Source organism: Bacillus sp. TE8-1 (genome assembly GCF_008368855.1).
GTDB classification, from domain to species: Bacteria; Bacillota; Bacilli; order Bacillales; family Bacillaceae_G; genus Bacillus_A; species Bacillus_A cereus.
Map to the genome: position 1 here is coordinate 176822 of NZ_QPET01000021.1, position 19327 is coordinate 196148.

Sequence of the window (19327 nt, forward strand, 5' to 3'; positions counted from 1 at the left end):
CGATAATTTATGTTATAAAATATTAATTAGGATAAGAAGGGGTGGGGGACTTGCAAGAGGTTTCTGAGTTTCGTATGCCAAAGTCGGTATTATATGGAAGGAATTCGCTTGAAAAACTGGGAGAACAATCAAAAAAGTTAGGGAAAAGAGCTTTTATAGTTACTGATACAATTATGGAAAAATTAGGATATGTTGAAAAGTGTATGCAACAATTAAATAAGAAAGGTATTACTGTTAGTACATATAATAAAGTGGATGCTGAGCCTACAAATATACACGTATTAGAAGCGTTATCTCTTTGTAAAGAGGAAAAGTGCGATTTTATTATCGGTATTGGTGGTGGAAGTTGTATTGATGCTGCGAAAGCGGTAGCGGTTTTATATACAAATGGTGGAGAAGTTGAGGATTATGTCCAAAAGGATATTAAAATAGAAAACAATCCACTACCACTTATTGCAATTCCAACAACTTCTGGTACTGGATCGGAAGTTACAAGTGTAGCAGTAATTACGAATAAAAAAACAGATGTAAAAATGATGATGAAGCATCCTAGTTTTATACCGAAAGTAGCAATTATAGATCCAGTTTTGACAAGTTCGTTACCCCCACAAATTACGGCAGCAACAGGAATAGATGCGTTATGTCATGCGATTGAAGCGTATATTTCTAAAGTTTCACAACCACTTACAGATGTACTTGCTCTTTCAGCTATTGAAAGTATTATGAAATATTTACGTATAGCATATGAAGATGGACGTAATATGGAGGCAAGAGAAGCGATGATGATTGCTTCCTTACAAGCTGGAATTGCATTTTCTAATGCATCAGTTACATTAGTTCATGGAATGTCAAGGCCAGTGGGAGCATTATTTCATGTACCGCATGGAATATCAAATGCCATACTATTACCTACAGTGTTAGAGTTTACAAAAACAAGTGCAATGAAAAGGTTAGCAAAAATTGGACGTAGTTTAAATAAGGATTTGTATTCGAATTCTGATGAGGAAGTAGCAGACTACACACTTGGTGAAATAAAAAAACTTTGCTTTGATCTTCGTATTCCAAATTTAAAAGAATACGGAATCGATGAAATTGAATTTGAAAATGCTATTTCTAAAATGGCATCAGATGCAATTGAAAGTGGTAGCCCAGCTAATAACCCACGTGTTCCATCATATGATGAAATCAAAGAGTTGTATCGAGAGTGTTTTAATTATAAGTATAAAGAATTTATAAAAACATCAGATTGTTAATTTCAGAATATTCTATAAAAATTTCCTTGGAAATGAAAGTAGAATTATTCTTTATTATTCCGTTAAAACAAGACTTTATATTCCAAACTTAAAGTCTTGTTTTATTATGTATAATATACATAATAAAACATTGTTATTAGTTTTATAAAAATAGTTTAGGTAGGTGTTTATATGAAAACGATAGGTCTTATAGGTGGTATGAGTTGGGAATCAACTTCTGAATATTATCGAATTATTAATGAAGAAATAAAAGAGAGATTAGGAGGGCTACATTCAGCAAAATGTTTGATTAATAGTGTGGATTTTGAAGAGATTGAACGATGTCAGTCTAGCGGAGATTGGGATGGTGCTGGAGAAATTCTAGGGAATGCGGCATATTCATTACAAAAGGGGGGAGCAGACTTTATAATCATTTGTACAAATACAATGCATAAGGTAGTTGGAAAAATAAAGGCGAAAATTGATATTCCAGTCTTACATATTGCTGATGCAACTGCAAAAGAAATTAAAAGAAAAGACATTCAAAAGGTTGGTCTGCTTGGAACTAAATATACAATGGAGCAAGATTTCTATAAGTCACGTATTGAAGAGCATGATATAAAAATAATAGTACCATCAGGAACAAATAGAGAAAAAGTAAACGAAGTAATATATACAGAATTATGTTTAGGAAAAATAGTAGTTCAATCTAGAGAGTATTATAAAAGGGTTATAGAAGAATTAGTACAAGAAGGAGCACAAGGAATTATATTAGGTTGTACGGAAATAGGTTTATTAATAAAGCAAGAAAACGTATCAGTCCCGATATTTGATACGACCCATATACATGCAATTGAAGCAGTCAAGGTAGCTTTAGATAAATAGATTATAATTATATTATGTAAACTTAATTCGTATATCTGGAAAACATTCAGAAAATATTTTATAATGTAAGTGGTTACATTTAAGGGGGAATGCGTATGTTTTCAGTTCAACCAATCGCATTTGTACATAATGAAAGAAAGGAAATAAAAGATGATGAGTGGGGAGAAGTAAGATCCCGTATAACTTTAACTGAAATGTATGCAGAAGAAAGTATACAAGGGATTGAAGATTTTTCTCATATTGAAGTTGTTTTTTATTTTCATAAAGTAACTGACGAGCAAATTCAGTATTTTGCTAGACATCCTAGAAATAATAAGGATTATCCTGAAGTAGGTATTTTTGCACAGCGCGGGAAAAATCGCCCAAATCGCATAGGTGTAACAATTGTAAAGGTGATCAAAAGAGAAGGTAAATCAATTATTGTTGAGGGATTAGATGCTATTGATGGCACTCCTATATTGGATATAAAACCAATAATGAAAGAGTTTATGCCGAAAGAAGAAATACACCAGCCTAAATGGGCAACGGATATAATGAGACAGTATTGGAAGGGGAATGGAGTAAAATGAGAATATATGAGGCAACAATTGCAGATTTAGATGGACTAGCATCAGTTTTTAATAACTATCGCATGTTTTATAGGCAGGATTCTGATTTAGAAGGTGCAAAAGTATTTTTACGAAATCGAATTGAGAAAAAAGAGTCCGTTATTTTCGTAGCAGTTGAAGGCGGCGAATATATTGGATTCACGCAACTATATCCATCATTTTCTTCCATTTCAATGAAAGAATTATGGATTTTAAATGATTTATTTGTACAAGCGGCGAAGCGTGGAGCCGGAACAGGTAAAAAATTATTAGAAGCTGCTAAAGAATACGCATTAGAAAATGGAGCAAAAGGTGTAAAATTGCAAACAGAGATTGATAATTTATCAGCACAACGATTATACGCTGAAAATGGCTATTTGAGAGATAATCGTTATTTCCATTACGAATTAACGTTTTAAAAAATTAAGTTGAAAGAGGCATTTTCAAGAAAAAGAATTTCTTTGTAATGAGAAATTCTTTTTTATTTTTGCCTAAATTAAAAAACATGACAAAAATAAAACGATATTTATTTATTGTTAAACAATAAATGTTGTGATAAAATTATGTTGCCATTAAATAAGTGAGGTATTGTAAATGAATCTTAAACGAAGTTCAACAACGTTCTTAAAAGTAATTATTTTTCTTGCTGGAATTTCAGTACTTGCTTTATGCATATTTTTAGTGCCGGAAATGGCGAATTTCGCAGCAAATTTGTATCCTAATATTGCTCCGATGAAATATCTTGTTTTCATTGTGATGTATGGAGCAGCTGTGCCTTTTTACGTTGCTCTTTATCAGGCTTTCAATCTTTTACAGTACATTGATGAGAACACAGCGTTCTCGGAATTATCAGTAAAGGCGTTAAAGAATATAAAGCGCTGTGCAATTACAATCAGTGGTTTGTATGTATTAAGTTTGCCACTTTTTCATTTTATAGCGAAAAAAATGGACCCTCCTATTGGGCTAGTGGGACTCATTATCGTTTTTGCTTCGCTCGTTATCGCCGTTTTTACTGCTATCCTCCAACGACTTCTACAAGAAGCAATTCACATAAAATCAGAAAATGATTTGACGGTCTGAGGTGGCGGATATGACAATCATTATTAATATTGACGTCATGTTAGCAAAACGAAAAATGAGTGTAACGGAGCTTTCGGAGAAGGTTGGAATTACGATGGCGAATCTTTCTATTTTGAAAAATGGGAAAGCAAAAGCGGTTCGTTTTTCAACATTAGAAGCGATATGTAAAGCTTTGGAGTGTCAGCCAGGGGATATTTTGGAGTATAAAAACGATGAGAATACTCAATAAAAACAGATAACAAATGTAAATAATAGAAGTCAATAAAGAAGGGATAGCCACTAAGCTATTCCTTCTTTACGTTAATTGCTGTTACTAATAAAAAATATAATTTGAATTGCAATGTTTGCGTATCAAAAGGGAACTTGCTACCTTTTGAGGTGATCTGTTTTGTGGAATACAATTATTTGCCAAAAAGGCTATTTTAACTATGTTTTAAATTATTTCGGGTGAATCAAAATTTTCATTTGTATTATAGTTGATTTAAAACCCAGTTTGTTGCATCTTCAAAGTTATCTGCAATGTAGTTTGGTTCAATATGTGCCCATTTGTCTCGGTACGTATGCAAAGCATCATACCCAGCGCCTGTTCGGACTAGAATCGTAGTCGCATTTACTTTTGCTCCTGCAACAATATCAGTCCAACGATCACCAACTACAGCACATTGTGTTAAATTAAGTCCATGTTTTTTTGCTGCTTTAAGCAGCATGCCTGTACTTGGTTTACGGCATTCACAACCATCACCGTGTTTATGAGGACATACATAAATATCATCAAAACCGAAGCCTTCTAATTCTTGTACAAAATCGGCTACAGTTGCTATTCCATCTGCGATACCGGGTTGATTTGTGAAAGAGAAAATTTTTATATTTTTAGCTTTTAGTTTTTGCAAGGATGTTTTTGTGAATGGAAATAATGTAAAGGATCCTGGATAATGTATTGTAGTGTCACCACCAATTGTACCGTCACGATCAATGAAAATTGCTTTAATGTTTGTCATAGTTATAGTCCCTTCACTTTATAAAGTAGTTTAAAAATATTTTACAAATCGGTAGCCATTTACTTCATAACCTAATTTTTTGTAAAAAGGATGAGCTTCTACTCTTTTTGTTCCACTAACTAGCCATGTGTCAATGCAATTATGTTTCTTTGCTAATTGCTCGGCATAATCCATCAAAACTTGTCCAATGCCTTTCCGTCGTATGTTAGAATCAACGCTAATAATTGAAATCTCTCCATAACGTGTTACATCTTCTAAATTTTCACGTATACGAAATCCAAGTAATCCAAATATAGATTCTTCTTCCTCGTAAACATATAAAAAATCAAACGGACTCATTTGTACGAATTGTAGGCGGTTGTTCATATCTTCATAGGAAATAGAGGAACCTTTTAATTCTTTCGTTAAAGAACAAAGTGCGTCTATATCATCTATCGTTGCTTCACGAATTTGAAAAGACATATTATCAACTCCAATAAAATGTAATCAAACATTTAATATTCTGTTAAAAAATGTTTTTTCCTGCTATGAAAATAAATATTTTATAATAATATATAGATAATTATATGTTATTATTTTCCTTGATTGTATTAGAAATGGAAATAGGGGAGATACATGTTAGAAGTAAATATCCGCTCAGCTGGATATGAAATAGGCGAAAAAACAATTCATGATATAGCTTTTTCTATCGAAAAAGGTGAACTAGTTACTCTTATTGGAGCGAATGGTGCTGGGAAAAGTACGACGATTAAAACGATACTCGGATTACTTGTAAATATGGACGGTGAAATATCATTCGGTGAAAAGAAAAATCCGTATGCATACGTACCAGAACATCCAACATACTATGATTACTTGACGCTCTGGGAACATATTGAATTATTAATGGCAGCTCGTGGAAGTGAAATGGGAAGTTGGGAAGAACGAGCGGAACAATTATTACATACTTTTCGAATGAATAAGCATAAACATGAGTATTTATCAAAGTTTTCAAAAGGCATGAAACAAAAATCTATGCTAATATTGGAGTTTTTAACTGAGCCAGATTTTTATATCATTGACGAACCTTATATCGGTTTAGATCCAGTAGCTACGAAAGAGTTTTTAAATTATTTATATAAAGAAAAAGAGCGCGGGGCAGGAATTTTACTTTGTACGCACGTATTAGATACTGCTGAAAAAATTTGTGAAAGATTTTTACTCATTTCACAAGGTACATTAGTCGCAGATGGACATTTAGAATCTATTCAAATATTAGCGGAAATGCCGGGTAGTTCATTATTAGACTGCTTTGATGTAATTGTAAGGCGTGAACAACATGATTAAACAACAATTTTATAAGAGATTACGCCATGAACTCCAGCGGAAATGGAAGTCTATATGTTCGGTAACAGATTGGACAGTCGCATTATATATTATTATTCCAGCACTTATATTTATGGGAATCTATTATCGATCGCTATGGATAAATGAATTATCAACGGAAGAGACGATGTATTTCGGATTAGGATTACTCGCATTTTATTTAGTAACATATCCAAGAGGAGTTCGTTCATTTTTTGAGCAAGCGGATAGTTTATTTTTAATTTCGTATGCAACACATATGCGAAAATTAGTCCAGTATGGCATGATGTACACAGTTGTTCGAATAGCGATAACGAATATAATAGTAGTCGTTATTATGTTACCGGTGTTGATGAAAAGTATCGAAGTAACAGAGATACAAGTCCTGTTATTTTGGGTATTCTTTACTATATTTCGATTTATGTTGTCGTTGTTAACGAGATTTGTTCATGTACATGTGGGGAAACGATGGATTTTATGGATTGTAAAAAATGTAGTATTTTCTATGAGCGTGTCCTTTTTTGGAATTAGTTTATTTTTTATTTATAAAAATCCGTTGTATTCAATTTTATTTATCGGTCTAGTAATTTTCTTAAGTAGTGTATTAGTAAAAGAGAAAATGAATTATAAAAAGTTCTTTTTTAAAGAAATCGAGAAAGAAAAGGAGGAAAGCATGCGCTGGACGAGCGGAATTATGCAAGTTGGTGGTCATGCGGCTAAACCGAGTAGTTCGAATAAAAAACCGTGGATGTTTCCGCGCTCTAAAAGACTTTTAGGGAAAAAAGCTGATTCTCGTATTGTCGAATCTTTTTTGAAAGAATTTTTCCGTACAAGTACTGCACGAATATTTTATATTCAAATTGTATGTATCAGTACTGCAAGTATAATTATGACTCCAAGGTGGATTGCAGCTATTGTTCTCGTATTTACTGTAGTTGCAATTTCTCGCTATGCACGTGATTATTGGAATGAATTTACGAATAAGATGTTTCTTCGTTTATATTGTGATGAAGGGAAATTACTATTGTTAAGATGGAAGGCAGATCGTTATTTATTACTACCAGCAATACTTTTATATGGAATAGTTATACTTTCACAGTTTTATTTATTGCCAGCTGTGGTAGGCAGCGTTGTTTTTATTTTATTAATTGTATGGATTGTATTTGTACCATTAAAAAAGAGCCATTGACGGCTCTTTTTCTAGTCTGTAACACATTGATAAATAAAATATACTAAAACGAGTATACTTGCGGCGGAATACATGACATCTAAAGTCATCTGATCGCCTCCTTATTGTTGTTGTATTTTTATTGTATGAAATCTTACAATTTCATATTCAAGTGAAAAATATGTGAACGTTAACAAAAATGTAAAGTGCAAAAATTACAATCATTTTGTATAATAGAAGAAACCACCGTTATATAAAAAATAATGAGTGAAAGGGGAGGGAACATAAATGCCAAATTGGTTTAGAAAAACCTTAGTCGCATTAATTACCGTGTTTACATTTGGTTTAGTGACGCCTCCTTCCATATTACTTGATAATGCCAAAGCTGCGGACAAGCCTACGAGCACAGCTGGGCAACAAAGTTTGGAGAGCACGTCCTATACATATGAAGAAACGAATGACAGGTTAACCACCGATACTTTTATTACTTATGCAATGCAAGAAGCAGAGAAGCAGTCGATGCAAAAGTTTGGTACTAAAATTGGTCCAGTAATTGAAGATGAGTTTAAAGATGTAATATTACCGAAAATTGAAGAGGCAATTGCTGAGCTTGCTAGTGATGTACCAGAAGATTCACTACAATCATTAGCGATTTCTCAAAAACCAGCTGGTGGAAATAATGAGAAGATTTTTCACGTCTACGATACGAAATCTGGAAATGATTTATTGCGTTTCCATGTAAGAAGAGATCATCCACCGCAAGATGGTTATTATTTTAATTTCCATTACCACCGTTTTGATGATGGATACTCTGGACATCATGAGTTAGGAAATATTTATTGGAATACGAATGTACCACCGAAATGGTTGTCTTAAAAAGAACAAGAGAAAATCTTGTTCTTTTTTATTTTTATAGAAGGGACAGACAACTATGTTGTTGAATAACATAGGTTTAGAAAAAAGAAGCAAAGGGAGTATGGGAATGCAAAAATATATTGTTTTTGACTTTGATGGCACATTAGTAGATTCACAAAATATATTTGTACCGATTTATAATCAACTTGCTGAAAAACATGGGTATAAAGCAGTAAAGGAAGACGAAATTGAACATTTACGTAAATTAACGATGCCAGAGAGATGTAAACAACTTAATGTACCACTGTATAAACTACCGATATTAGCGTTGGAATTTTATAAATTATATCAGCCTGCTATAAAAAATCTCGTTTTGTTCCATGGGATGAAAGAAGTATTAGATGAACTACATAAAAAAGGCTACGGAATTGCAGTCATATCATCGAACTCAGAAGAGCATATTCGGGCGTTTTTACACAAGAATGGTATCGAAAATATTCAAGAAGTGTATTGTTCTAAAAATTTGTTTGGTAAAGATAAAATGATAAAAAGATTTTTGAAATCAAAAAAAATAACAGAGAAAGATATGTTATATGTCGGTGATGAACAGCGAGACGTAGCAGCGTGTAAAAAGGCTGGAGTGAACGTAATTTGGGTATCTTGGGGATATGATGTTATTGAAACAGTGAAAAAAGATGCACCAGATTACATGGTTCATAAGCCGATGGAAATTGTGCAAGTAGTACAAGGAGCGTATTCTTAATATGAATACACTGCGAGCAGGCATTCATCATATTGAATTTTGGGTAGCAAATTTAGAGGAATCCATTTCTTTTTATAATAAGTTGTTTTCCATAATTGGGTGGAGAAAGTTAAATGAAGTAGCATATAGCACAGGAGAAAGTGAAATATACTTTAAAGAAGTAGATGAGGAAATTGTAAGGACGTTAGGGCCTAGACATATTTGTTATCAAGCTATTCATAGAGAAGTAGTTGATGAAGTAGCAGATTTTCTTTCTAGTACGAAAGTCAAGGTAATACGTGGTCCAATTGAAATGGATCATTATTCGGAAGGTTATTATACGATTGATTTTTACGATCCGAATGGATTTATTGTAGAAGTTGCCTATACACCAAATGCAGAAATGTAAGGGGAATAGATATGAAGATAATTACAGCATGGCAAAATAATATACAAATAGTAAAAGATGCAGTGGATATTAAAGAAATTTCTAAAGGTTTTTCGCCTGATAAGAAATATATAATTACGAGTACGAATAATGAAAAATATTTATTGCGGACAGGCGATATAAAAGAGTATGAAAGAAAGAAAATAGAGTTTCAAATTTTAAATGAAATGCAAAATCGTAGTGTGCAAGCACAAAAACCAATTGAAATGGGTTTGTTGGCAGAAGAAGGTTTATGCTATGGCATTTTTTCATATTTAGAAGGGGAGGATGCGAAGAAGCTATTGCCTACGTATTCACCAAAAGAACAATATGATATTGGTATAGAGGCAGGAAAAGATTTAGCAAAAATGCATACATATGAAGCTCCTAATAATATACTTCCATGGTATGAAAGAGCAATGAAAAAACATAGTAAATATTTAGAGGCATATAAAACATGTGGAATAAACATAAAAAATGATGATAAAATCATAAAGTTTATTGAAGAAAATGAAATATCTTTAAAGAACCGCCCAAATCGATTTCAACACGATGATTTTCATTTAGAAAATATAATTGTACGGGATGGAAAATATGTAGGTGTTGTTGATTTTAATGGCTACGACTGGGGCGACCCACTTCATGATTTTGTGAAAATTGCACTGTTTGCAAGGGACATTAGTATTCCGTATTCAATCGGACAAATAGAAGGATACTTTAATAGGAAAATACCAGAGGAGTTCTGGAAATTATACACAGTGTACATTGGCATGACAGTTTTCTCCTCAGTTGTCTGGACATTACGAGCAGCACCGCATATGTTAGAGGATATGTTAGAGCGTCTTACTATAGTTTTAGAGGATCATAATAACTTTGAGTTATCGAAGCCAATTTGGTTTCAACCAGATAAGATTGATATGAAATAGAAAAGGTAGGTGTGATTCGCACCTACCTTTATTTTTTACCATCAAAATACTTATTTAATTTTCTTAAATGTAAGCGGCTGAGTACTTAATGTAGCTGGTACATGTAACTGAAGGGATGGGAATTCACCACTTACATTCATTTCATAAGCGAATAATAAGCTCATTTTCATTTGGAATAAGTCAACTTTTGCAGAGAAGATGTCGTAATGATGATGCCCTAATTGAATATCCATTTCCATAAATTGTGCATATAACGAATCATCTCGTTTGTATACTTGTAATGTTCCGTATGCAGGATGTTCAAAAGTACCAGTATAATCCTCTAACTTGTGCGAAGGTGTAGTCCCTTTAATTTGTTCAGGGAGGGATTCAGTTGCTTCTTTCATCATTTCCTTCATTTTTTTAGTATCTTCTACAGCACGTTTATGCCAATCAATGGATTCTAATTCAAGTAGTTCGTCATAAATTTGATTAGCGAGATAAGTAGGAAGTAATGTTCCTCCAGCATTCGTTAAAATGACAAGGCCTATGTTTTCTGTTGGTATGAATGAAACAAGCGCTGAAAATCCATCGATATTACCGCCATGATGAATCACTTTTTTACCACGATAAGCGCTAATAAACCAACCAAGACCGTAACTATTTAATGGAGATTCAGGGAGTGATAAAACCGGTTGGTCTGGAATTGAATTGTGTGGTGTATACATTTGTTGTAATAATTCAGAGGAGATTAATTCATGATCTCCAAATTTCCCTTCATTTAAGTGGAGAAGTACCCAATGTGCCATATCTTCAATTGTGGAATTAATACACCCAGCAGCGCCAACTGTATCGATGTTACGGAATGGAACTGTTTTTATTTCACCGTCATTTTCAATGTAAGGTAAAGCATAATCATCTGTAGTTTGTGAATCGTTAACAGAGAAGTTTGTATGTCTCATATTTAAAGGTTCTAAAATATGTTCTGTAGTGTACTGCTCCCACGTTTGATTTGTAATGTTTTCAACAATGTAGCTAATTGTTGCATACATTAAGTTGTTATATAGAAATGCAGTCCGGAACGGTGCATCAAGTGGTAAATGTTTTATTTTTTCAACGAGATCTTTTCGAGATAAGGAAGAACTGTACCAAAGAGCCTCATGACGACTCACTCCAGTTCGATGAGAAGCTAAATCCCGTCCTGTAACTTGTGAGCTAGCAAGTAGTTCAGATAAAGTAAAGTTAGGTATATAAGACTGGATAGGGGTATCCCAATTAAACTTTTTTTGCTGTGCTAACAAGCTTAATGAAAGTGTGCCAAATGCTTTCGTTGAGGAACCGATTGCGAATCGAGTATTCGGTGTAACAGCCTCTTTTGTTTCTATATTACGATAGCCAAAACCTTCTGAAATAATAACTTCACCGTCTTTTATAACAGCGACAGCAGCACCAGGAACATTTAAATCCTTCATCATTTTTTCAACCGTTGTTTGTAAAGAAGTCATAACAGGCGTTTCAATTTTAGACATACTTCTAACCTCCAAATATAAATTTTGTTCTACCGCACTATACTTTCGGTAATAGAAAATGAAAACCTTTTTATATTCGGAAAGTTAATAATTTTGTAAGAATTAGCGCAAGAAATTTTATTAATTAGGATTATTAAATTTATCATTTTTCATGTTATGATAAATTGCATATACGATTGAAAGAAGGTTTTCCTACATATGAAACATGCTGAAAATGAATACTTAAATTTATGCCGCCATGTAATGGAACATGGTACGAAGAAAGAAGACCGTACAGGGACAGGCACTGTATCTGTATTTGGATATCAAATGCGTTTTGATCTAAGTAAAGGTTTTCCTTTATTAACAACAAAGAGAGTACCGTTTCGCCTTGTAGCAAGTGAACTGCTTTGGTTTATGAAAGGTGATACAAATATTCGCTATTTATTGCAGCATAATAATAACATTTGGAATGAATGGGCTTTTAAGAGCTGGGTAGAAAGTGATGAGTATACTGGTCCTGACATGACTGATTTTGGTCTTCGCTCACAACAAGATGAAGAATTTAAAGTACAGTACGACGAGCAAATGGAATTGTTTAAAAAGAACGTTTTAGAAGATGATGAGTTCTCAAATAAATATGGTTATTTAGGAGACGTTTACGGTAAACAGTGGCGTGCTTGGAAAACGACAGCTGGTGAGACACTTGATCAATTAAAAGATGTAATTGAAATGATTAAAAAAACACCAGACTCACGTCGTTTAATCGTTTCTGCTTGGAATCCAGAAGATGTACCAAGTATGGCCTTACCGCCTTGTCATACGCTATTCCAGTTTTATGTAGCAGATGGAAAGCTTTCTTGTCAGTTATATCAAAGAAGTGGTGACATATTCCTTGGAATTCCATTTAACATTGCAAGTTACTCACTACTAACACATTTAATTGCACATGAATGCGGACTTGAAGTGGGAGAATTTGTTCATACAATTGGTGATGCACACATTTATACAAATCATTTTGAACAAGTAGAAAAGCAATTGGCACGTGAACCACGTCCATTCCCGAAACTTACATTAAATCCAGATGTGAAATCTGTTTTCGATTTTGAAATGGAAGATTTAACGATTGAAGGATACGATCCGCATCCAGCAATTAAAGCACCGGTTGCAGTATAATTGTAGAGGAGATGAAAAAATGATTGTTTCATTTATGGTCGCTATGGACGAAAATAGAGTAATTGGTAAAGATAATAATTTACCTTGGCGTTTACCGAGTGAATTACAATACGTGAAGAAAACAACGATGGGTCACCCGCTTATTATGGGAAGAAAGAACTATGAAGCGATTGGTAGACCACTGCCTGGAAGACGTAATATTATTGTAACTCGTAATGAAGGGTATCATGTTGAAGGCTGTGAAGTTGTTCATTCTGTAGAAGAAGTGTTTGAACTATGTAAAAATGAAGAAGAGATTTTTATTTTTGGTGGAGCGCAAATTTACGATCTCTTTTTACCTTATGTAGACAAGTTATATATAACAAAAATCCATCATGCATTTGAAGGAGATACATTCTTCCCAGAAATAGATATGACAAATTGGAAAGAGATTTTTGTAGAAAAAGGTTTAACGGATGAAAAAAACCCATATACGTATTATTACCATGTATATGAGAAACAACAATAATAAAAAAGATTGATGTGAGAATTCGCATCAATCTTTTTATTTATATTCACCAATATAAGTTTATAGATGAGATTCGATAGTGCTATAATGATAGGTAGCATGTAAAAATGCTAAAATTTTCAAAAGTACTAATATAGAAAGAGGAGGAGAATCGATTGAGAAAGATATGGGGGATTCTTTTTCTTTGCTTAACATTCATGTTAGTTGGATGTGGTAAAGAAGAAAAACCACAAGAAGCGTTTGATACATATGTAAAAGCGTGGAATAAACAAAAATTTGCAGATATGTATGATCAACTATCAAAAAATGCAAAAAAAGATATTTCAAAGAAAGAGTTTACTGAGAAATATGAAAAAATTTATTCTGGTATCGAAGTGAAAGACTTAAAGGTAGAAACAGGGGAAGTAAAAGAAGATAAAAAAGATGAAGGCCCTGTTCCTTTTAAAGTAAGCATGGATACAGTTGGTGGTAAAATTACATTTGGTCATGAAGCAAAAATGGTGAAAGAAAAAGATGGAGATAAAGAATCTTGGAAAATAGATTGGACTCCTGATTTTATTTTCCCAGGCATGACGAAAGATAGTAAAGTGCGTATGCAGACAACACAGCCAAAACGTGGTGAAATATACGATCGTAATGGAAAAGGTCTTGCAACGAATGGGAAAGCTTCTGAAATCGGATTGATTCCTGAAAAGTTAGGCGATACTGCTCCGCAAACGAAAGAAACAGTAGCGAAGTTATTAAATATGTCTGTAGAAGAAATTGATCAAAAATTAGCTGCTAAATGGGTAAAACCAGGGTATCTCGTACCAATTGGAATTTTGCCTGAAGGGGCAACACAAAATACGTACATTGATTTACCAGGTGTTTCAACAAAACCTGTAAATGTTCGTACATATCCGTTAGGGGAAGCGGCAGCTCATCTGACTGGTTATATTGGAAAGGTAAATGCTGAAGATTTAAAAACGCTACAAAAGAAAGGCTATCAAGCTGATGACCCAGTTGGGAAAGCTGGTTTAGAGCAAGTATTAGAGGAAAAGTTACGCGGTAAAAAAGGTGGCCGTGTCTTTGTAGAAGATGCGCAAGGAAAAGAAATTAAAAACTTGGCAAAAACAGATGCTGTTGATGGAGAAAATGTAACTTTAACTATTGATAGTGCTGTTCAAGAAAAAACGTATAATGAAATGAAGGGTGAAGCTGGTTCAAGTGCAGCAATTAATCCGAAAAGTGGAGAAACAATTGCACTAGTAAGTAGTCCAGCATATGATCCTAATATAATTGCACGAGGGACATCGAAGGCACAACGCGAAGCTTGGAATAATGATCCGAAAAAACCAATGACAAATCGCTTTACACAATTGTCGGTACCAGGTTCTGTATTTAAACCTATTACAGCTGCAATTGGTCTTGAAACGAAAACGATTGATCCAAAAGAAGAGTTGAAAATTGAAGGATTAAAATGGACAAAAGATTCTTCTTGGGGTAATTACTATGTAACGCGTGTGAAAGATGCAAATCCGATTGATCTTGATAAGGCGATGAAATACTCGGATAATATTTACTTCGCACAAGAAGCTTTGAAAATCGGAAAAGACAAGTTTATGAGTGAAGCAAAAAAATTCGGATTCGATGAGAAACTACCAATTGAATATGGATTCCCTGCTTCTAAAATTGCAAATGACGGCATTAAAAATGATATTCAAATGGCAGATACGGGATATGGACAAGGACAAGTATTAATGACTCCTCTTCATTTAGCTTTAACGTATGCGCCAATTGTAAATGATGGAACGATTCCGTCACCGTATATTATTAAAACAGATAAACAACCAAAAGCTTGGAAAGAAAATGTAATTTCTAAAGGAAATCAGGATATATTAAAAACTGCAATGACGAAAGTAATTAATGATCCAGATGGTACAGGGAAAATTGCTAAAATTGATGGCATGACTCTTGCTGGAAAAACAGGTACAGCGGAATTAAAAGTATCAAAAGAGGCCGAAGGAAAAGAACTAGGTTGGTTCGCTGCATTTGATTTAAATTCCCCAGATATGGTCATTACAATGATGATTGAAGATGTAAAAGGTAGAGGCGGAAGTAATATTCCAGCTGAAAAAGTAAAACATGTATTTCAAAAATAATATGTAATAGTAGGCTATCTCTATAAGTTGTAGAGGTAGCCTATTTATATGAAAGAGTTTGTAATATCCGTATACTAAATTTTAAGGAAACAAAGTAAATCATTAACTTACGAAAAAAAAGTAGCTATTTTTTATTGACATTGATTAAAACTTTTTGTATTATACTTACATAAGGTAAGTTATTAACTTTTGAAAAATAAATCTTGAATTAAAGATAAAGATAAAGAGAAAAAAGGGAGAGAATACAATGACAAAAGTACTATTTATCACAGCAAATCCAAATTCAGCAGAAGGTTCTTTCGGAATGGCAGTAGGGGAAGCTTTCATCGAAGCTTATAAAAACGAACATCCACAAGACGAAGTTGTAACAATTGATTTATTCAACACTACAGTACCAGCAATTGATGCAGATGTATTTGCTGCTTGGGGTAAATTTGCAGCAGGTGAAGGCTTTGAAGCTTTAACTGAAGTTCAACAACAAAAAGTAGCAGCAATGAACACAAACTTAGAAACATTTATGAATGCAGATCGTTATGTATTCGTAACTCCAATGTGGAACTTTAGCTATCCACCAGTAGTAAAAGCATACTTAGATAACGTAGCAATCGCAGGTAAAACATTCAAATATACTGAAAATGGTCCAGTCGGCTTATTAGAAGGTAAAAAAGCGCTTCACATTCAAGCAACAGGTGGCGTATATTCTGAAGGAGCATACGCAGCTGTAGACTTCGGTCGCAATCACTTAAAGACTGTATTAGGATTTGTCGGTGTAAATGATACTGAATATATTGCAGTTGAAGGTATGAATGCAAACCCTGAAAAAGCACAAGAAATTAAAGAAGCAGCAATTGCTAATGCTCGTGAATTAGCAAAACGTTTCTAATATAGAATGCTTAAAAAGTCCGAACACTTGCTGTTTGGACTTTTTTTCTTCTTTTTCCTTCGTTTGTCTAGTATAATGAAGGTCGGAATGATAATAGGTGGGGGTTCTGTATGATTCAAACGTTTTTTAAAATCTTTTATTTAATTTTAATCGTAATTGCGATTACACCGAGAATGTGGCGTCTTAAAAGACAAGTAAATACGATGGCGCCAAAAGAAAAAGACAATGCTGTGTATAAAACGACAAATTGGTTTGGTAAGAAAATGGTACGTGTAGCTGGAGGGGCAGTAGAAGTGAAAGGACTTGAAAATGTTCCGAAAGACAAGCCAGTACTAGTTGTAAGTAATCACCAAAGTAATATGGATATCCCTGTTTTACTAGGTTACTTAAATAAACCAATTGGATTCGTTTCAAAAGCAGAGATTAAAAAGTTCCCAGTTGTACCAACTTGGATGGAACTGATGAATTGTGTATTTATGGATCGTAGCGATCGTCGTCAATCTCTTCAAGCGATTAAAGATGGAATTGAACTATTAAAGAATGGACATTCTATCGTAATTTTCCCTGAAGGAACGAGAAGTAAGGGTGGCGAAGTTGGAGAGTTTAAGGCTGGTAGTTTTCATCTGGCAGTAAAGTCAGGTGTAGCAATTTTACCTGTAACATTAGATGGTACATATAAGATGTTTGAAGCGAATGGAAATCGTATGAAGCCAGCTCATGCAACAGTAACAATTTCTAAGCCGATTACACCTGAAGATTATGCGAATATGGATATTAAAGAATTAACGAAGCATACACAGGAAGTTATTGCCTCACAATTACATAAGTAATAAAAAAGGATTCAGCTTATCGTAAGCTGAATCCTTTTTTATTATGCTGTAGGTAAGACATAAAAGAGTACACAGAAGAACATCATCGCACTACCACCTAAAACGAACAGGTGCCATATGGCATGGTTGAAAGGTAGCTTTTCCCAAAGGAAGAATATAGCTCCAACAGAATATAAAATTCCACCTGCTAAAAGTAGTGAAAAACCATGTCCAGTTAGATTTTCATAAAGTGGTTTAATAGCAACGATTATGAGCCATCCCATAATGATGTAACATAAAGTTGAAGCCTTTATAAAGCGACGTACAAAGAAAATTTTGAAGACGATACCTCCGATTGCTAGTGTCCATATTATAGCAAGCAACGTCCATCCTAATGGGCCACGAAGTGTAATAAGTAGAAAAGGAGTATACGTGCCAGCAATCAATAAGTAAATGGCTGAATGATCTAAAATAGTAAATATTTTTTCTACTTTAGGATGATGAATGCTATGTAGCAATGTTGAAAACAAGTACAGTAAGAACATACTTACACCATAAACAGTAAATGCAACTACGGCTGATGCGGTACCGTGCTTAGAAGCATGAATAATCAATATGATTAAGGCAGGGATGCTTAAAATGGCACCGATACCATGTGTAATTGCATTTGCAATTTCTTCTTTTACAAATTGGGTCATTCGTGTCATTTTTTCAGTCATAATGCAAATCCTTTCTACTATCATAAAATAATATGTCATTTCCCTTACCATATCATACACAAGAGCAATAGAAAATGAAATTTGTATAATTGATTATATTTTTGAATTTTTTTGACAAAAGACAATGGATTTGTTGACGTTTTCAAACTTTTTTGACAAAATAAAATTATGTAATAGTAGGACAAGGAAACTACTAATAAAGGGGATGGGGAAATGTTTTCAAATATTGGCTTTCCAGGGTTAATTTTAATTTTAGTAGCAGTACTCATTTTATTTGGACCTAAAAAATTGCCGGAAATCGGGAAGGCTTTAGGGGAAACGTTAAAAGAGTTTAAAAAATCAACGAAAGAATTGACAGATGACGCATTTCAAGAAAAGGAAAAGAAAGAAAAAATGTAGTGTATTTTCCTTGTAATGGATAAATAAAGTGTGGTGAACGAGATGGAAAATCGGGAAATGAGCGTAGTAGAACATATTGTTGAGCTTCGAAAAAGAGTAATATATACGGTGTTATCCTTTGTACTATTTTTAATTATTGGATTTACTTTTACAAAGGATATTTATTTTTGGCTTGTAAAAGATTTACCAATGAAATTAACTGTTCTCGGTCCAAGTGATGTATTGTGGATTTTTTTCTCGATTGCTACAGTATTTGCTATCGTTTGTACAATTCCTTTTGCTGCTATACAAATTTGGTTATTTGTAAAACCGGGTTTACATCCAAATGAACAAAAGATGACAATAATGTATATACCGGTATTGTCTATATTATTTATCGCAGGTTTATGTTTTGGATACTTTATTGTAATGCCGTTTCTATTTCACTTTTTAACTACGATAGGTAATGAAATGTTTAATACGATGTTTACGACAGAAAAGTATTTTCATTTTGTACTTAATTTAACAGTTCCATTTGCTGTGATTTTTGAATTGCCAGTCGTTGTAATGTTTTTAACTAGTATTGGAATACTTACGGCGGAATTTTTAATAAAAATAAGAAGGTATGCTTACGTAGCATTAATTATCATTGCATCTTGTATATCACCGCCAGACTTTTTATCTCATAGTTTAGTTGCAGTGCCGCTTATTTGTATTTATGAAGTAAGTATTGCGTTATCAAAGGTTGTTAGTAAGAGGAAAAAGAAAAGAGAAGAAATGCAGTCGAAAAGTGCCTCGTTATAAAGGCACTTTTTTATTTATTTGTTATACTATAGCTATAAACGTATACAATATATAGAAGAAAAAAATTATAGAATCTCCAAAATTTAGACAAACTTTGCGCTTTTATAAGCTTATACTAAATGTATTAAACAATTGATGGATAATGAGATTCCCGTCTCAGAGATATTTAGAACGGGAA

The 19327-nt window shown here is 33.5% G+C and carries 23 protein-coding genes; 19 read left to right on the forward strand and 4 right to left on the reverse strand.

Annotation, left to right across the window (positions count from 1 at the left end; translation table 11 throughout):
* Positions 1–50 precede the first annotated feature (50 nt).
* The 6 genes from DN404_RS19870 (at position 51) to DN404_RS19895 (ending at position 4013) form a co-directional block, all read left to right on the forward strand.
* Positions 51–1253: an iron-containing alcohol dehydrogenase gene (locus DN404_RS19870; RefSeq protein WP_006925116.1), complete on the forward strand. Its 1203-nt coding sequence runs from the start codon at positions 51–53 to the stop codon at positions 1251–1253.
* Between the two features lie 171 nt (positions 1254–1424).
* On the forward strand, positions 1425–2117 hold the full coding sequence (locus DN404_RS19875; RefSeq protein WP_000848568.1) for an aspartate/glutamate racemase family protein: 693 nt from the start codon (positions 1425–1427) through the stop codon (positions 2115–2117).
* A 95-nt stretch (positions 2118–2212) separates the two neighbouring features.
* Complete coding sequence (locus DN404_RS19880; RefSeq protein ID WP_000493250.1) at positions 2213–2686, forward strand: SAM-dependent methyltransferase; 474 nt, start codon at positions 2213–2215, stop codon at positions 2684–2686.
* A complete protein-coding gene (locus DN404_RS19885) occupies positions 2683–3123 on the forward strand; it encodes a GNAT family N-acetyltransferase (protein ID WP_006925117.1) in 441 nt (146 codons plus the stop codon). The genes DN404_RS19880 and DN404_RS19885 overlap by 4 nt, the downstream gene beginning before the upstream one ends.
* Positions 3124–3298: 175 nt before the next feature.
* The gene (locus tag DN404_RS19890; RefSeq protein WP_149215371.1) at positions 3299–3784 is read left to right on the forward strand and encodes a DUF2975 domain-containing protein; all 486 of its coding nucleotides are present in this window, start codon (positions 3299–3301) and stop codon (positions 3782–3784) included.
* A 10-nt stretch (positions 3785–3794) separates the two neighbouring features.
* Positions 3795–4013 carry a helix-turn-helix domain-containing protein gene (locus DN404_RS19895; protein ID WP_000152534.1) on the forward strand — a complete coding sequence of 73 codons (219 nt, stop codon included), beginning with the start codon at positions 3795–3797 and terminating at the stop codon, positions 4011–4013.
* A gap of 241 nt (positions 4014–4254) precedes the next feature.
* Here the strand turns inward: DN404_RS19895 and DN404_RS19900 are convergent, their stop codons facing one another.
* Together DN404_RS19900 and DN404_RS19905 are read right to left on the reverse strand one after the other, a co-directional pair.
* Positions 4255–4782: an HAD-IIIA family hydrolase gene (locus DN404_RS19900; RefSeq protein ID WP_000181785.1), complete on the reverse strand. Its 528-nt coding sequence runs from the start codon at positions 4780–4782 to the stop codon at positions 4255–4257.
* A gap of 30 nt (positions 4783–4812) precedes the next feature.
* Positions 4813–5244, reverse strand: coding sequence for a GNAT family N-acetyltransferase (locus tag DN404_RS19905; protein ID WP_149215372.1), 432 nt, complete (start codon positions 5242–5244; stop codon positions 4813–4815).
* Positions 5245–5397: 153 nt separating this feature from the next.
* Between DN404_RS19905 and DN404_RS19910 the strand changes: the two genes are divergently transcribed.
* The 6 genes from DN404_RS19910 (at position 5398) to DN404_RS19935 (ending at position 10244) form a co-directional block, all read left to right on the forward strand.
* On the forward strand, positions 5398–6108 hold the full coding sequence (locus DN404_RS19910) for an ABC transporter ATP-binding protein (RefSeq protein ID WP_006925123.1): 711 nt from the start codon (positions 5398–5400) through the stop codon (positions 6106–6108).
* The gene (locus tag DN404_RS19915; protein ID WP_149215373.1) at positions 6101–7315 is read left to right on the forward strand and encodes an ABC transporter permease; all 1215 of its coding nucleotides are present in this window, start codon (positions 6101–6103) and stop codon (positions 7313–7315) included. Before DN404_RS19910 ends, DN404_RS19915 begins: the two co-directional genes overlap by 8 nt.
* A 267-nt stretch (positions 7316–7582) precedes the next feature.
* Positions 7583–8170 (forward strand): YpjP family protein, encoded by a 588-nt coding sequence (locus DN404_RS19920; protein ID WP_001134421.1) that lies wholly within the window; start codon positions 7583–7585, stop codon positions 8168–8170.
* A 106-nt stretch (positions 8171–8276) separates the two neighbouring features.
* The gene (locus tag DN404_RS19925; RefSeq protein ID WP_025687389.1) at positions 8277–8912 is read left to right on the forward strand and encodes an HAD family hydrolase; all 636 of its coding nucleotides are present in this window, start codon (positions 8277–8279) and stop codon (positions 8910–8912) included.
* A 1-nt stretch (position 8913) separates the two neighbouring features.
* Entirely contained in the window at positions 8914–9300 is a 387-nt protein-coding gene (locus DN404_RS19930) for a VOC family protein (RefSeq protein WP_001094666.1), read from the forward strand.
* A gap of 11 nt (positions 9301–9311) precedes the next feature.
* A complete protein-coding gene (locus DN404_RS19935; protein WP_149215374.1) occupies positions 9312–10244 on the forward strand; it encodes an aminoglycoside phosphotransferase family protein in 933 nt (310 codons plus the stop codon).
* A gap of 50 nt (positions 10245–10294) precedes the next feature.
* Here DN404_RS19935 and DN404_RS19940 read toward each other — a convergent pair whose 3' ends face one another.
* The gene (locus DN404_RS19940) at positions 10295–11752 is read right to left on the reverse strand and encodes a serine hydrolase (RefSeq protein ID WP_149215375.1); all 1458 of its coding nucleotides are present in this window, start codon (positions 11750–11752) and stop codon (positions 10295–10297) included.
* 198 nt (positions 11753–11950) lie between these two features.
* Here DN404_RS19940 and DN404_RS19945 point away from each other — a divergent pair, with 198 nt between their 5' ends.
* The 5 genes from DN404_RS19945 to DN404_RS19965 all read left to right on the forward strand — a co-directional run bounded on the left by DN404_RS19945 (position 11951) and on the right by DN404_RS19965 (position 17269).
* Positions 11951–12907, forward strand: a complete 957-nt coding sequence (locus DN404_RS19945) for a thymidylate synthase (protein ID WP_000679609.1) — start codon at positions 11951–11953, stop codon at positions 12905–12907.
* Positions 12908–12926: 19 nt separating this feature from the next.
* Positions 12927–13415 carry a dihydrofolate reductase gene (locus DN404_RS19950; protein WP_000637205.1) on the forward strand — a complete coding sequence of 163 codons (489 nt, stop codon included), beginning with the start codon at positions 12927–12929 and terminating at the stop codon, positions 13413–13415.
* A gap of 155 nt (positions 13416–13570) precedes the next feature.
* On the forward strand, positions 13571–15556 hold the full coding sequence (pbpC, locus tag DN404_RS19955; protein WP_001227243.1) for a penicillin-binding protein 3: 1986 nt from the start codon (positions 13571–13573) through the stop codon (positions 15554–15556).
* A gap of 247 nt (positions 15557–15803) precedes the next feature.
* Positions 15804–16439, forward strand: a complete 636-nt coding sequence (locus DN404_RS19960) for an FMN-dependent NADH-azoreductase (protein WP_000170025.1) — start codon at positions 15804–15806, stop codon at positions 16437–16439.
* A gap of 110 nt (positions 16440–16549) precedes the next feature.
* Entirely contained in the window at positions 16550–17269 is a 720-nt protein-coding gene (locus DN404_RS19965; RefSeq protein WP_000616577.1) for a lysophospholipid acyltransferase family protein, read from the forward strand.
* 41 nt (positions 17270–17310) lie between these two features.
* Here DN404_RS19965 and trhA read toward each other — a convergent pair whose 3' ends face one another.
* Positions 17311–17967, reverse strand: coding sequence for a PAQR family membrane homeostasis protein TrhA (gene trhA / locus DN404_RS19970; RefSeq protein ID WP_000136889.1), 657 nt, complete (start codon positions 17965–17967; stop codon positions 17311–17313).
* A gap of 213 nt (positions 17968–18180) precedes the next feature.
* On the opposite strand from trhA, the gene DN404_RS19975 reads away from it, so the two are divergent.
* Together DN404_RS19975 and tatC are read left to right on the forward strand one after the other, a co-directional pair.
* On the forward strand, positions 18181–18366 hold the full coding sequence (locus tag DN404_RS19975) for a twin-arginine translocase TatA/TatE family subunit (RefSeq protein WP_000492443.1): 186 nt from the start codon (positions 18181–18183) through the stop codon (positions 18364–18366).
* Positions 18367–18408: 42 nt separating this feature from the next.
* Positions 18409–19149, forward strand: a complete 741-nt coding sequence (tatC, locus tag DN404_RS19980; protein ID WP_000431523.1) for a twin-arginine translocase subunit TatC — start codon at positions 18409–18411, stop codon at positions 19147–19149.
* Positions 19150–19327 lie beyond the last annotated feature (178 nt).